Raw genomic sequence first — 14,119 nt, 5'->3', positions numbered from 1 at the left:
ACTCCTAGCGACCAATCGCTGCCATCAGCCGCACCCGCGCATGATGGAACTGGCGCACCGCGTCGAGCCGCGTCACTGAGAGTTGGATCAATTGTTTGCGGGCACGCAGCACCGCTTGCAGATCTCCCTGGCCATTGCGGAAGGCTGCGTCCGCCAGCCGGGTTTGTTCGTCGGCCATCGGCAAAAGCGTGCCACCGATCTCATCCGCCAATGCCTTCCATTCGCGCATCTCGGCACGGGCCGTCGCTACTTCGCCGGAGATCGTGGCCTCAAGCGCATCCACCTCATGCAGCGCACGCTGGTGACGGGCGGCAGCTTCCTCGATCGCGCCTTCGTTTCGGTTCCACCAGGGCAAAGGCAGACTCACGCGCAAACCGAGCAGCGCTTCATCCGAGCCGCCTGAAATCCGTTCAACCCCGCCGATCAAACCAACCTCCACGTCATCGAGCCGTCGGGCTTTCTCCAACTCCACACCACGCCCGGCCACATCCGCCTCCAGCTCCGCCACCCGCAGGTCGGGATGCGTCGATTCCCCGGCTGTGACGGGCACCTCATCAAGCGCAGGCAACGCCCCCCCCACCCGCAGCGACGCCTCGGCAGCCACGCCCAACAAGCGCTTGAGTCGCCCGAGCGCCGCCACTTCTTCCGCATCCAATTGCCGGATTTCACTGGCAAGCTGCGTCGCATCAAGCCGTGCCTGCCCCGCATCAATCACCGAGCCCTCGCCTCGCTCCGCCACCCGCCGCACAAACTCCGCCAGACTACGCGAAACCTTCGCCTGATCCTCACGCAACGCGCGCTGGTCACGCAGGATGATCACGTCGACCAACAACCCGCGCGCCTCCGCCACAAGCTCCCGCTCCAACGCCGCTACCTCGGCCCGCGCCACTTCCAGGTCACCCGCACCCACCGCTTTCTCCAGTGCCAACCTCCGCGTCAACGGAATCCGCTGCGACAACTCAATCGCCACCTCCCCATCGCCAAACGATGGGTCATGACGCATCTCGAACTCGAGCTCCGGGTTGGCCAATCGCCCCGCTCCCGTCAACCGCCCATGCGCTTCGGCAATCCGCGCCCGAGCCACTACCAGGTCAGGGTTCCCACGACGCACCAACTCCGTCACCGTCCCCGGAGACACCACCAATGCAGGTTCTCCCGCCACGCCACCAGGCATGCAGAGACCACCCGCAAGCAAAACTAAAACAAGGATCAATCGATTCATAAAAATCACACATCACGAGCCCAACACCCCCGGCTCGTTATAGGGGAAACCACACCGCAACAGACGGTGAATCAGGGCCCAACACCTAGACAGGCCCAAAACCTCCGGAGGATTGTCCAAAGAACTCACCTCCACCTCCCGCCAGACGGACACAATCCACCCGCGGGGCATCCCGTTAGATTATCGGCGGCTTGTCCAAAGCCACCACAGCCCGGCAATCAGACGTGTGCTGCGGCCATTGCAACCCAACACGCACCTCGCCGGGCGCACGCAGAGTCACCGATGCGTCATGCCGCATCATCCAAAACAAACCTCCGCAACACCCCGCCGCATGCGACGAATGATGATGGTGGTGATGCCCCAACGGGCAATCCCCATGAGCGTGATCATCCCCATCCTCATGCGAATGAGAAGGCGCCACAGGCACGTCCCCACAACAGCCGTGACTCATGCACGGCTCACACTCCACCACCTCGGCGCAGTGATCCATCCCATCGAGCAGAAACCGCTCGTGTTGTTGATCCCCCCAAAGCCGGCACGCCAATCCCATCACCAACACGACCCACAGGGTCATGCGGAAAACCGGGGATGAAAACATACGAGCCATAATCAGAATCAACAAAACACGCCGCCCATGAACGACACGAACGGCGCAGTCCTTTGAAAATTCTACGCCGCCCCCACAAACTCAAGCGAAAAAACCCTCATCAATGAAGAGTGACACGCCCGGACGGCACCAACTTAAGCTGCGGCGGCGTCAATTCCTCCCTTGGTTGGTCAATTTGAGCTATTCCTAGCTCCATCGGTTTCATACGAAACCGGAGGTTGATCAAGGTGGGGGTGGCCACCCCCACCTCGATCGCTGAAACAGTCACTCCGTTCCTCCTCGAGTCCTTGAACTCGTCTTTCAGCAAGGAGGCCTGTTTCCCTCAAATCCATCTGCAGTTCGTAGAGTTGCAAGAGCCCGAGAGCTCGTAGATCCAAGGTTGAAATACAGATGAACACTCAGAACAAACACTATATCGGCGTCGATGTCAGCAAAGATAAACTCGACTTTTATCACCCCAAAACAAAGCGCTCCTGGACCGTTCCCAACACTCCATCAAAGGTAAAATCGGAGCTCCTCAAGCTATCCAAACAACAGGACGAAATCCACATCATCTGTGAGCCTACCGGTGGCTATGAAAAGTGCCTCCTCGCTCAAGCATTGGAGCTAAACATTCCCATCAGCCTGGTTAATCCAAAGCGAGCACGAGCATTTGCCGAGGCCATGGGAATCTCAGCGAAAACTGACGCGATGGATGCCACGGTCTTGTCTCGCTTCGGAGAGTCGATCACCCCGGCATCCCGCGTAAAACCTACAGCTCTGCAGGAGAAGATGTCAGCGATCGCCAGGATTAAGGATCGTTTCACCCGCCAAGCTGCAGCTCAGAAAACGGCCCTTCAAAAGGTCACCGACAGCTTTGTGAAGAAGGAGCTCAAGACCCAAATCCAAAGCCTTGAGCGAGCGATTGCTCGTTGCCAAAAGCAACTCGACACACTCATTGCGAAAGACGCCGTGCTGCGTGAGAAGAAGCGCAAAATCGAGTCGATCAAAGGACTTGGTCTGGCTGCATCCACGGTCTTCTTGTCTGAAATGCCAGAACTGGGCGCAATCACCGACAACCAGGCTTCGGCTTTAGTTGGAGTTGCGCCATTCAACAAAGACACCGGCACTCATAGCGGCAAGAGGCACGTCCGCGGAGGAAGGCATTTACTCCGGCGCAGCCTCTACATGCCTGCTCTATGCGCCACGAACCACAACCCGATTTTGAAGGAATTTTATGGCCGTCTGATCGCCAAAGGAAAACCTCATCATGTCGCCATCACCGCCGTGATCCGAAAGCTTGTCAGACTCGTAAACCGCCTTCTTTCCGACCCCAATTTCGAGCCGATAAAACAAAATTAGAAACAGAGTTGCTGAAAGAGAGACGCAATCCACCCCAGGTAAACACGCCCACCAATCCCCGGCCAAGCCTTCGATCCCGCCAAACCGCATCACCCACCCGCCGGCCACTCCCAACACGACGCCCCACCCTCGGTTAGCACCATTCGCGACACGCCCGAATACATCTAACTGACGACCCATCGCCGTCAATCCATCCCTGAAAGGGAGACGCAAACCAGCCCAGGGTGACGGGAGCCTCAGGCGACCACACCCTGGGTTAATCGACGCCCCAATCCGGCCAAGCCTACGATACCGCCAAGGCGCCTCACGCCCCCGCAGGCCGCTCCCTACACGACCAGACACCTTATGTTAGTGCCATTCCGCGACACGCCCTTCCCACCAACCTGCGGAATTATTACCCCATCAGACGTAACTACAGGGTACAGCCCCTGCCACCACCATGCGTTTACTTGTCTTCGCTCTCCTCTCCCTCCTTCTGCTCCCGTGCTGGTGGGTTGGCGTGTGGTTATACATCGTCCCGGTATGGCGCCAACGGGGCAAGGTCTCGGGCACCACATACGAACCATTCACCACACGCTTGCTGATGCACCTCATCGGCACCCGCGATGACCCACTCATCGCACAACTCGCCGGCCACCTCCCCGCCTGCAGCCCATCCACGCTCCGATGGTTCATCCTCCCCCAGGTCTGGATCTGTAAAGTCTCCGGATTCATCCCAACACCGCTGCGCTTCCCCCCACCGGAACACGCATCACTGAACTGCCTGGTCTCCGCCCGTTGTGAGTTCCTCGACCGCTCATTGTCAAAGCACCTCCCCCACTGCAAACAACTCGTCATTCTCGGCGCAGGCTGGGATACCCGCGCCTACCAAGCCGACGCATCACTCGACCTATTCGAAGTCGATGCCCCCGCGACCCAGGCAGTAAAGCGCCGCGCGATCAAAGACTCAGGCATCCCTCACGACCATGTCCACTTCGTCCCGTGTGATTTCGAATCCCAGCGCTGGCTCGACGCCCTCACCGACCATGGGTTCAACCCGGAGCTCCCCACCTACGTCCATTGGGAGGGCGTCACCATGTACCTTGAACGCGCCGCTATCGAGAGCACGCTCGATCAGTTTTCCCAACTTCCACAAGGCAGCATTCTTGCCCTCGACTACCTGGCGGAGAAGTGGCTCCATCACACCACCGGAGGCCGCCTGACCAAGTTCATGGTCAACGCATTCTACGGCGAGCCTTTCCGCTCCGGCCTTCCCGCCGACACCGACTCACTCCTCAAGCCATTCGGCCTGCGGATCCTCCGCCACCAACGCCTCCATGCCCCCGGCAAACCGCCCTACGGCGGACTGCTCACACTCGCCCGCCGCATTGAACCGGATCACAAGATCAACATGCAGTCGCCGTAGCTGAAGAAGCGATAGCGTTCCTCGACCGCCTGACGATACGCTTCCATCATCAACTCCTTGCCGGCAAACGCACTCACCAGCATCAGCAATGTCGACTTCGGCAGGTGGAAGTTGGTCAGCAGCGCGTCAACCGCGCCGAACTGATACGGCGGGTAGATGAAGATATCCGTATCACCCGAAGCTTCGGTGAACTGGTCACGCGGCGTGTCGCGGGCGACCGACTCCAGCGTCCGCACCACGGTGGTCCCTACCGCCACCACGCGGCCCGCCTTGCGGATCGCTTCGGCGGTTTCGCCCCCCATGTGGTACCACTCGGCGTGCATTTTGTGGTCGACCACGTTTTCCGCCTTCACCGGACGGAAGGTCCCGATCCCCACATGCAGTGTCACAAACTTGTGTGGCACTTGCTCCAGGATTTCAGGTGTAAAGTGCAGCCCGGCCGTTGGTGCGGCGATGGCCCCGCGCTCGCTGGCAAAAACAGTCTGATAACGCTCGCTGTCGATGGAATCACTATCGCGCCCCATGTAGTGCGGCAGCGCGAGCTCGCCCCGGTTCAAATCCACTTCGCGGTCGAAGCGGACGATGCGGTCACCGTTGTCGCGCACCTCGATCACAGTACCAACCGCGTCACCGATCTCGACCGTGCGTCCGACCTTCATCTTCTTGCCCGGACGCACCATGCAGCGCCATGTGTTCTCCGCCACGTCTTCAAGCCAGACCAACTCGATCTTGCCATCGTTGGAGAAGAAGCGCGCCGGCACCACCTGTGTGTTGTTGAACACACACAAGTCGTCCTGACGGATGAACGAAGGAAACTCGGCAAACCGTCGGTGCTCGATGGTTCCTTTAGCCCGATTCACCACCAGCATGCGCGACTCTTCACGCCGCTCGGGTGGCCGCGAGGCAATCAGTTCTTCAGGCAACTCGTAGTCAAAGTCGTCGGTACGCAGTGAGGTGGATTCCGCCATAGTGGGCGAAACATGCCGCCACACGGGACAATGCGCAAGCGGGTTGACCCCAACGCCCGCTCGGGCGACGATATCACTTATGAGTGCACCACCACCTGTCCCTGCGGCTCCCCGCCGGCGCGGATGCTTTTTCTACGCGGTCCTCGCTGTCATCGGCGCGGCCATCGTTTTCGTTCTCGGCATCAGCGCCACTCTGTGGTGGCTACAGCGCCCGATCAAACCAGTCGAACTCAGCGCCAAGGAGTCCGAGGTGGTTGAGGAAAAACTCACCAACCTGCAGGAACCAGAGTCCCGCTATGAAGAAGGCTCGAAAAACATGGTCTTCACCGAACGCGAGATCAATGGACTGATCAACGAGCACACGGAACTCGGCGACACGTTGCGCATCGAACTCGATCCCGATGCCGTCAACGCCTACCTCGCCGTCCCTATCCCTGAAGACTCCGCCATCCTCCCTGGCAAACAATTCAAGGCCCGCGCTCGGATCGAAGTGGAACTCGAAGACCTAGACAATGGCCTCACCCGACCTCGCCTCGAAATCGCCGACGTCACCGTCTATGGCATCAGCCTCCCCAACGCCTGGCTCGGCGGCATCAAAGGCAAAGACCTGGGACGTGAGTTGTTCGGCGGCGGACGCGATTCCCAACTCGTTATTCAAGGGGTCGAAGAGCTCCGGATTGAACGCGAACGTATCGAGATCATCCTGGCGGAATGATAGGCAGCGCCCGTGCGATGAGACTTCAGATTCCTTAAGACATGGTTCACTGAATTGGCTCGAACTTAAGCACTGGCCTAGCCAATCCCTCGCTGAAGACGAGTTTCATAACAGCCTGGGGTCAACGAGCCTCCGGCGAGTGCCACCCCGGGCAACCCCGCCGCCCATCCTCGGCCGAGCGTCCGGCTCCGCCAAAGCGCAGCGCCCTCCCGATGGCCGCTCCCAAAACTGAAAGACATCTTAATTCAGAGCCATTCAGGACTCACATGATCGACATGATTTGCTCACTAACATGGAGCACCTCCCCTCCACCGACAGCGGAATGCAAACCAGCCCAGGGGGTAATTCGCCTCAGCCGAATCGCTCCTGCACTGCTTCTCGCTCTCACCTTGATCTTCGCTGGAACCTCATGCTCGAGCGTCGCCCGCACCTCAAAAGGCGACGCATTCGCCGCCCGCTACGCGGACTTCACCTACTGCGGGGTCGATGCCGTAAAACAATCCAACCAAACCAGCTGCGGCGCAGCATCCCTCGCGGCCGTCATGTCCTACTGGGGGAAATCGACCAGCGAACAGAAAATCCTCACAGCCTCCCCCCCTACGGAAGCAACCGGCTACAACCTGGGCGAGCTGCGCGACCACGCTGCGAAGTCCGGGTTCCACGCCTTCGTTATCGGCAGCGAAGAAGGCCAAGCCGCCGCCACCAAACTCCGTGACCACCTTGGCAAAGGCCGCCCGGTCATCGTCGCCTGGGAGTGTCCATTCGGCCGCTACTTCCAAAAACTGCCAGTAGTCGAGTCTCTGGACAGCCGCACAATCAGCCCATTGCGCGGCTGGCAAGGCGTTCTCAAAAAGCACTTCGTCGTCGTCATCGGCTTCAGCGATGACCTTCAGCGCTGGCTCGTCATGGACCCCGCCTACGGCATCGTCAGCGTCGACCGTGGCGACTTTGTCACGTTCTGGCGCGGCGGCTCCTTCGCCATGCTCCTCATTGCGCCGTGACAAATCTCCACTTGCCAAGTCCCGCCGCATTGAGTGCCCCCGATTTCCCACATGTGACGAAAATTTCCGCTTTTCTTTCCCGCCAATCCCCGCTTGAATCCCGCCATGCTTAAGAAATCTCTCGCCGCGATCGCCGCCGCATCGATCGCCCTCAGCCCAGCAATCGCCGCTCCTGTCGATGCTCAGCCAATGACCCAACAGGAAGTCACCGAACTCAGCGTCGACGCATCGTCCGATCAAAGCGCCGCTGCAGAAGCCGAAGAAGGCGGACTCCTCGGACGCCTGGACAACCTCATCATCCTCGCCGCCGCTGTGGCCGTGCTCTACTACGTCTACAAAGACAACAAGTAAGCCACACTCAGCGAACCCAATATCTGAAACCTTTCCTATCAGGCCCGGCCCACAAGCCGGGCCTGATTGCGTTGCACATCGGCCACTCCCCGCTATCCTCCCATTATGCCAGAGCCACCATCACCCGCCGACGGCAACCAGCCTCTCGCCGCCCGTATCTGGGCCGCCCTACCGCTGCGCCTGACTCTCGTTCTGATCGCGCTTCTTTGGGTCGCCAAGGAGAACTACCCATTCTCCCACTTCCCGATGTACTCAAACTTCACCAGCTACGACTACGTCGTCTTCGTAGCCGATCAGGATGGCGACCCGCTGCCACTCGAACACGTCAGCGCCGGCACCCGCACCGCCAGACTCAAAAAACAATTCAACGGGTCTATCAACGACGTACGAGAGAGCCTCAAAGTCGACGGAAAACCCACCCCTCGCAAACAAGACCTCACGTCCGAGCAAAAGAAGCCCGCAGGAGACGAGGCGCTCGCCTGGCTTTGGAACAGCATGCAAAGCCGCAACGCCGCCATGGTCCGACTCCACCAACGCGAAGTCACCGAACTCCAGCTCTATCAAATCGGCATCACCAGGGAAAAGGGACGCATCGTCAAATCCAAGCCCGAATTCATCTCCAGCCTCAAGATCGACACCCATGGAAACTAACCGATTTGTCCAGTTCCTCACCAAGTGGAAGGCAAAGCTCGCCCCCTTCGAGGTGGATGCGGCCGAGTGGTTCTTCATCCGTCTCGGCTTGGCAATTGTCGTCTGGATGATCTTCCCGATGACGCTCTTCCCCGCCCAACCCACACCGAACGGCCTCGCCCGCCTCGGCGCGGACTTCACCTGGCTCAACGACCCGACCGCGATGAGTGTCTGCAAATGGACGCTCGGCAGCGCACTGGCACTCTACGTTCTCAACCGCTGGCTCTGGCTGGCTCTGCCCGTCATGACCTTCCTCATGATCGCAAGCGGCACGTTGACCAACTCCCAGGCCGAGGAAGTCTCACACCACTCCCAACCTGTCGCGCTGATTCTCTTGGTCCAAACCGTTTGGCTCTACGTCGGCATCATCCGCCGCATGCGCGGAAAACCAGCCACCGACAACGACCCGGACCGCTCCGTCCGCGTCTCCGCCACCAAACGCTGGGCCACCCTCGCCGTCTACTTCTCGATCCAGACATTCTGCGCCGCCTACATGGTCAGCGTGGTTTCCAAAATGGTCCTCTCCGATGGCAAATGGGTGAAGGAGTCCGCCAACTTCCCCATCCAGCTAGTCAAAAACGACCTGGCAGATTACTACAACACCGTCAACGGAGAAGGCCAGACCGACCCCACACCCGAGGGCCTCGAGCGCTTCCGCGTCATCACCCAGAAGTTCTTCGTCGACTACCCGAACATCGGCCGCGCCATGCTCGCCAGCGGTATGCTGCTCGAAGCCTTCTGCTTCCTCGCACTGCTCAGCCGCAGAATCGCCTCGATCTACGGCATCGCCCTCATCGCCTTCCACTGGGTGATCTCGTTGGCGATGGGCCTCACCTTCACCTACAACATCATCCTGTTGTTGATCTTCTTCGTCGGCATCCCCTACCTCCTCAGCCGCCCGGTGGCACGCATTTTGCCATCGAGCCGCCAGGAACCCGCCGCCTAGCAGTGAGGCGCCGACACTCTTCCTCCCGGACGATAGCGATGGAGATTGCCCCAAATCACTCCGCTCCGATCACGATCGAGATCAAGATATGACCGGAGCGGAATGGCACTAAATTCTGGTGCATCTCCGTGTTCTCCTGCGGCCATCGGGATCGTTTGGCTCCCTGGTCACGTCATAGGCTCGGCCGGATGGATCCAACCATTTCCCCTGGGGTGGCGCTCGCCTGAGGCTCGCTGACCCCAGGCTGTTATGAGACTCGCTTGCAGCGAGGAACTGACGACACCCGTTAGGGAGGGCTGCTCGTTCCCTCGCACCCATACACCGCCACGCCGCATTTGTTATTCCCTGCAGGGGAAACACAAATCAGCCCAGGTTGAAGGGAGCCTCAGTCGACCTCACCCTGGGTTAATCGCCGCCCCCCAATCCGGCCAAGCCTTCGATTCCACCAACGCGCAGCGCCCACCCGCAGGCCGTCGACCCGCAACGCCACACCATAATCAGCTGCCGATTCCACATCCTGCGCTAGGATAACCCCTCGAGGTGCGCCACCAAACGGCGCCCCTTTGGCCACTCTCTTCCAAACAACCGGCAGCCGATGACCCACGACACACGCCCCACCCCACCCGCCTGGGTTCTCCCGGTTTGTGCCATCTTCTGTGCAGTCATGTGGGGCAGCGCGTTCCCCGGCGTCAAATACCTCTACCGTACGGCATCCGACCAACTCAACGTCGAGACCACACTGTGGGTTTGCCTCTTGCTGGCGGGCATCCGCTTCACCATCGGAGGCGGGGCTTTGCTCGCCATCACGCCCGGTGCCTGGACCGCCGCCAAACGCGCGCCCCTCAAGCCGCTGATTGCCTTTGGTCTCCTCCAAACCTTCCTCCAGTATCTGCTCTTCTACACGTCCATGACCGTCGCCAGCGGCACCCTGGGCGCCATGCTCACCGTCAGCGGCAACTTCTTCTGGGTCATCCTCGCGCCACTACTGCTTCACTCGCCCTGGCCCCGCCCGATCCAGTGGTTGATGCTCGTACTCGGTGCGGCCGGTGTTGTTTGGGCCGTCGCCGCTCCCGGGGCCGAAGCCGGCAACCCAGTCCTCGGCGCCGCGCTCTTTCTCGGAGCTTCGTTCTGCGGATCGCTCGCACTCATCGTCGTCCAGTCCTTGAAAGCGCACCTTCCCATGCGCACCGCCACCGGTCTTTCCCTGTTCGGGGGCGGCGTCGCCTTGCTGCTATGCGCCGCTCCGGCGTGGCACCATATCCCTGAGCTCTTCACCCATCCCGGCATGATCGTGGTCACCCTCTACATGGCCTTCGTCTCCGCCACCGCCTTCTCGGTGTGGAACTGGCTCACCACCAAATTCCCGGTCAACCTCCTCGCCGCCTACCGCTTCTTCATCCCCGTCTCAGGCGTGACACTCTCCACGCTCTTCATCCCAGGAGAATCCCCGGGCGCCGGCATCATCGGCGGCGGCATCCTCGTCCTGCTCGCCGTCGCCGGCCTGCAACGCTACCAAGTCCGCCCCGTGGCGGGTGTGCGGTAATACCCGCCCACCACAGCGGCGCGATTTCAATTGGAGGCTCGACGTCCCCGTCGACTCCAACACAAGGAGCGCAGCGACCACTCTCCACAGTCCCCTACCCTCATATGTCGTCCCACGGTGCCCCCCGACGCTGGGGACACCGTCACTCAAAAAAAGAACGCGCCCGGTTAGAGGCGCGTTCTTCGGATTCAAACTTCAGCGAACTTGCTATTCGCCGGCGGCGCGGTGGACATTCAACTCGGCCATGGTGCCGAAGCCCTGAACGGCGTTGGTGATGACCAGCTTGAGATCACTCACTTCACGGGCGGGGAACGAAACGACCTGACGGTCGCGGCTGGTTCCGGCACCGGAATAGGTTGCGACCTTCTCCCAATCGCCGTCGCCATTACGAGCAAAGAGATCGGCGCCTTGAATCGCTCCGTTGGCATGGTCCTGACGTGGCAGGAAGCTCACCATATCGACTGTCTGTGGATTGCGCAGCTTGAGGCTGATCTCAAATGGCAGCTCATCCTTCGGGCTGTATTTGCTGTGCCAATAGGTCGACGCCTTGCCATCGAGCACCTTGGTGATATCACCATCGGCACCAACGCCATGTTCGCTGCTCGCCTTCGCTTGAAGATCCCCGGATGGAATCGCAAGATCCATGTTAGCTGGAATCTCGACCGTCACTTTCACGTCACGCACCTGGCCGACAAACGCGTCCTCCTCCGCGCCGAGGTATTCGACCGGGAAGATGAAGCTATTGTACTTGTGCGACTCTGGAAACTGGTGACGCACCGGAGCACCGATCTCCTCACCATTGGCAAACAACGTCAGCGAACGACCGGATGCCACCAACTTCAGCGTGACCCACTCGCCCACTGGCAATGTGTAATCGAACGAGTAATCCCACGTGTCGCGGGTGATTCCAACCTTCCCGGTTTCCTTCTGCACTGCGTAAAACGCACCAGTAAACGAAGAGAACAAAACCTGCGGAGCCTGCGAGTCCGACGTCCGCTTGACGCGGAACTCGGCCACGTAATTCGGCGCGATGTTCTCCACCGCGTTCTTTACAAAACTACGCCCACCGCGCAACTCGACCACTTGGCCGCCGTCGCCATCGACAAACCCGACATTCTCCGCAGCCACGGCATTGTAACCATTGCCCGATCCATCGACTAGCTGGCCATCTTTTGCGGACAGATCGAGCGCGAGCGGCTTCTTGGTCGCCACATTGTATCGCGGATTCGTTGCCGGAGCATCGCCGACCCGCTTCACCAACTGCGTGAACTCATCAAACGAGCGATCGCTACCGGTCGACCACGTCTTCTCCGCCATCACCGAGCACGACTGCTGGATGCGGTCGAACAAATCGTAATCGATCAACCCGGTATCACGGCGGAACGAGTTGTCATTCCACAGCGCCCACTGCGCACCAAGCATCTTAGGGTGACCTGGGATCACCTTCTCGTTGCCCATGATGTGCGGCTGCCAGCTTGGAGCATAAAGGTTGGCGAGGTTCAAATAGTCGCCATAGCCACCGACATTACCGGTCCCGTTCGGCACGATGTACGACGTACCATCGAGAATGTTGATGACGTCGAACCCTTGGTTCAACGCATCGATCGGCGACGCCCAGTAGAGCGACCAGATGTGCATCTGCACCCCTTCGCTGATGATCGGCGTCTTGCCCGGCTTGGCGCGCAAGCTGCCCCAGAGGCGAGGTGTGAACCCACGCGACTTCACATGCTTGAGCAGGGCATCGGCAAAGGCACGGTAATCTTCCGCCGAGCCATAGTATTCGTCGGTACCAATGTGTACCACCGCATCGCGGAACACAGGCTCCTCACCATTTTCGCCGACCAGATATTCGTCAAAGACCTGCTTCACGAAATCCAGCGTCTCCTCGCGGTAGGTCCTGCCCGTTGCCGGATCAAACACATCCTCAGATGCATCCAGCATCGCCGCGCGCTCGACGTCGTGCGGCTTGCTCAGCCCGCCGCGGTACATCAAGTCAGGGCGCACACGCACCAAGCTCATCGCGTGCCCCGGCACATCGATCTCCGGCACGATGTTCACTCCGTACTCACGCCCTTGGTCGATCAACGCACCAAACTGCTGCTTGGTGTAGAAATGGTCAGTCGCGGTGAGCGCTGTGCCGTCCTCACCAACGATGCTCGATTCCAAACGGAACGCAGTGGGAGCGGCATCCATGACCTCCTTGATCGCCGCCTTCTTCTGCTCAGGCGTTGCATCCTTTTTGTTTGGAATGTCAGTGTAATCGTGGAGCCAGATAAAGTTATCGTTCAGGTGCAACTGAAGATCGTTCAACTTGTACCACGCCATGGTCTTCATCACCGACTGCACCGCCTCGAGCGAGGCCGGCTTGCGGCCGACGTCGTACATAAACCCACGCACCGGGTACTGCGGATAGTCCACCGCATAGCCACAAGGGAACTGATTCTCGTTCGCCTTGAGGACTTGGAGCACCGAACGCGTCGCCCAGAAGGCACCGAGCGGGTCGCTGGAATCGATGGTCAACACATCATCCACCGCAAGCGTGTAGCCTTCATGACCGATCGACGCGGCATCGCCCTTGGATTCCAGCGTCACAAAAATATCCCCGGCCTTCGCCGCATCCGCCTCAACGACCTCAAGCGCCAGCCCGGTCACGTCCTGCAGGTCCGCTGCAAAAACGTCCATCCTTTCGCGCAACGACGGGCTTCCCTTTGCTCCATCTCCACTGCGGATGACAATCCGCGATCCCGCCGACACCGAGAAGCTCCCTTTTCTACCAACCCATTCCTGTAGCGCTGGCACCACGGCCGGCTTTTGGTTGGCTCCGGCAACGGCCTTCATCCGCCCAGGAATCACCAGCGGGCGCGTCACCAGTTGCTTGTCCTTTCCATCCTTGGTGAGCTCAAAAGTAACGAGCGTGGCCACATCAGACAACGGCCTGCGGATCTTGCCATCCATGCCAACCACTTGCTCGAAAGTCGATCCGACGATCCTGGCATCGACTCCACCGCCAATCCGGTAGCCGACCGATCCTCCGGTTAGGTCGAGGTGAGACGCAGGATCAAAGTTCTGCGCTACCTCATTCACACTCGCCGCCTCCGCGGCACTCACACTCAACGCAAACGACGTCGCTAGGACGCAGCTCGCTCCGGACAGAGACTTAATGATCTTCGGTACTCTCATAATCGCAGCATCAAACAGCGACAAGTGCCCCTGTTCTTTCCACAAATCCACCAGAAATGCCAAAACCTGTATGATTCCCCACCCAATGGTCGCGCAGGCCCTCGCCCCATAAAATTTGATGGCGTGCACTTTGGATCCAACACCACACCC

At 59.7% G+C, this 14,119-nt stretch carries 12 protein-coding genes; 8 read left to right on the top strand and 4 right to left on the bottom strand.

Annotated elements, in window-relative coordinates; translation table 11 throughout:
* Nucleotides 1-4: 4 nt before the first annotated feature.
* Nucleotides 5-1,222, bottom strand: coding sequence for a TolC family protein (locus G3M56_RS04125; RefSeq protein WP_164364432.1), 1,218 nt, complete (start codon nt 1,220-1,222; stop codon nt 5-7).
* A gap of 175 nt (nt 1,223-1,397) precedes the next feature.
* On the bottom strand, nt 1,398-1,829 hold the full coding sequence (locus tag G3M56_RS04120; RefSeq protein WP_235203581.1) for a hypothetical protein: 432 nt from the start codon (nt 1,827-1,829) through the stop codon (nt 1,398-1,400).
* A 390-nt stretch (nt 1,830-2,219) separates the two neighbouring features.
* On the opposite strand from G3M56_RS04120, the gene G3M56_RS04115 reads away from it, so the two are divergent.
* Both G3M56_RS04115 and G3M56_RS04110 read left to right on the top strand, forming a co-directional pair.
* On the top strand, nt 2,220-3,170 hold the full coding sequence (locus G3M56_RS04115) for an IS110 family RNA-guided transposase (RefSeq protein WP_164365767.1): 951 nt from the start codon (nt 2,220-2,222) through the stop codon (nt 3,168-3,170).
* Nucleotides 3,171-3,609: 439 nt separating this feature from the next.
* Nucleotides 3,610-4,575, top strand: coding sequence for a class I SAM-dependent methyltransferase (locus tag G3M56_RS04110; RefSeq protein ID WP_164365496.1), 966 nt, complete (start codon nt 3,610-3,612; stop codon nt 4,573-4,575).
* Here G3M56_RS04110 and queA read toward each other — a convergent pair.
* On the bottom strand, nt 4,548-5,525 hold the full coding sequence (queA, locus tag G3M56_RS04105) for a tRNA preQ1(34) S-adenosylmethionine ribosyltransferase-isomerase QueA (protein WP_164365500.1): 978 nt from the start codon (nt 5,523-5,525) through the stop codon (nt 4,548-4,550). The genes G3M56_RS04110 and queA overlap by 28 nt on opposite strands.
* Nucleotides 5,526-5,622: 97 nt before the next feature.
* Here queA and G3M56_RS04100 point away from each other — a divergent pair, with 97 nt between their 5' ends.
* The 6 genes from G3M56_RS04100 to G3M56_RS04075 all read left to right on the top strand — a co-directional run bounded on the left by G3M56_RS04100 (nt 5,623) and on the right by G3M56_RS04075 (nt 10,789).
* Nucleotides 5,623-6,258: a hypothetical protein gene (locus G3M56_RS04100; RefSeq protein WP_164365495.1), complete on the top strand. Its 636-nt coding sequence runs from the start codon at nt 5,623-5,625 to the stop codon at nt 6,256-6,258.
* Between the two features lie 389 nt (nt 6,259-6,647).
* Entirely contained in the window at nt 6,648-7,259 is a 612-nt protein-coding gene (locus G3M56_RS04095) for a C39 family peptidase (RefSeq protein WP_164365494.1), read from the top strand.
* Nucleotides 7,260-7,364: 105 nt separating this feature from the next.
* Nucleotides 7,365-7,610: a hypothetical protein gene (locus G3M56_RS04090; RefSeq protein ID WP_164365493.1), complete on the top strand. Its 246-nt coding sequence runs from the start codon at nt 7,365-7,367 to the stop codon at nt 7,608-7,610.
* Nucleotides 7,611-7,715: 105 nt separating this feature from the next.
* Entirely contained in the window at nt 7,716-8,261 is a 546-nt protein-coding gene (locus tag G3M56_RS04085; RefSeq protein WP_164365492.1) for a hypothetical protein, read from the top strand.
* Nucleotides 8,251-9,246 carry a hypothetical protein gene (locus tag G3M56_RS04080; RefSeq protein ID WP_164365491.1) on the top strand — a complete coding sequence of 332 codons (996 nt, stop codon included), beginning with the start codon at nt 8,251-8,253 and terminating at the stop codon, nt 9,244-9,246. Before G3M56_RS04085 ends, G3M56_RS04080 begins: the two co-directional genes overlap by 11 nt.
* Nucleotides 9,247-9,841: 595 nt before the next feature.
* The gene (locus tag G3M56_RS04075) at nt 9,842-10,789 is read left to right on the top strand and encodes a DMT family transporter (protein ID WP_164365490.1); all 948 of its coding nucleotides are present in this window, start codon (nt 9,842-9,844) and stop codon (nt 10,787-10,789) included.
* Between the two features lie 207 nt (nt 10,790-10,996).
* Here the strand turns inward: G3M56_RS04075 and G3M56_RS04070 are convergent, their stop codons facing one another.
* Nucleotides 10,997-13,969, bottom strand: coding sequence for a family 20 glycosylhydrolase (locus tag G3M56_RS04070; protein ID WP_164365489.1), 2,973 nt, complete (start codon nt 13,967-13,969; stop codon nt 10,997-10,999).
* Between the last annotated feature and the right edge of the window lie 150 nt (nt 13,970-14,119).

The organism is Sulfuriroseicoccus oceanibius (assembly GCF_010681825.2).
GTDB classification, from domain to species: domain Bacteria; phylum Verrucomicrobiota; class Verrucomicrobiia; order Verrucomicrobiales; family SLCJ01; genus Sulfuriroseicoccus; species Sulfuriroseicoccus oceanibius.
The sequence above is the reverse complement of the archived record's forward strand: the minus strand, read 5'-3'. Positions and strand labels throughout refer to the sequence as shown.

Excerpts from the sequence above, each read along its gene's own strand:
- G3M56_RS04125 (WP_164364432.1), bottom strand. The coding sequence starts at position 1,222 with ATGAATCGATTGATCCTTGTTTTAGTTTTGCTTGCGGGTGGTCTCTGC.
- G3M56_RS04120 (WP_235203581.1), bottom strand. The coding sequence starts at position 1,829 with ATGGCTCGTATGTTTTCATCCCCGGTTTTCCGCATGACCCTGTGGGTC.
- G3M56_RS04115 (WP_164365767.1), top strand. The coding sequence starts at position 2,220 with ATGAACACTCAGAACAAACACTATATCGGCGTCGATGTCAGCAAAGAT.
- G3M56_RS04110 (WP_164365496.1), top strand. The coding sequence starts at position 3,610 with ATGCGTTTACTTGTCTTCGCTCTCCTCTCCCTCCTTCTGCTCCCGTGC.
- G3M56_RS04100 (WP_164365495.1), top strand. The coding sequence starts at position 5,623 with ATGAGTGCACCACCACCTGTCCCTGCGGCTCCCCGCCGGCGCGGATGC.
- G3M56_RS04090 (WP_164365493.1), top strand. The coding sequence starts at position 7,365 with ATGCTTAAGAAATCTCTCGCCGCGATCGCCGCCGCATCGATCGCCCTC.
- G3M56_RS04085 (WP_164365492.1), top strand. The coding sequence starts at position 7,716 with ATGCCAGAGCCACCATCACCCGCCGACGGCAACCAGCCTCTCGCCGCC.
- G3M56_RS04080 (WP_164365491.1), top strand. The coding sequence starts at position 8,251 with ATGGAAACTAACCGATTTGTCCAGTTCCTCACCAAGTGGAAGGCAAAG.
- G3M56_RS04075 (WP_164365490.1), top strand. The coding sequence starts at position 9,842 with ATGACCCACGACACACGCCCCACCCCACCCGCCTGGGTTCTCCCGGTT.
- G3M56_RS04070 (WP_164365489.1), bottom strand. The coding sequence starts at position 13,969 with ATGAGAGTACCGAAGATCATTAAGTCTCTGTCCGGAGCGAGCTGCGTC.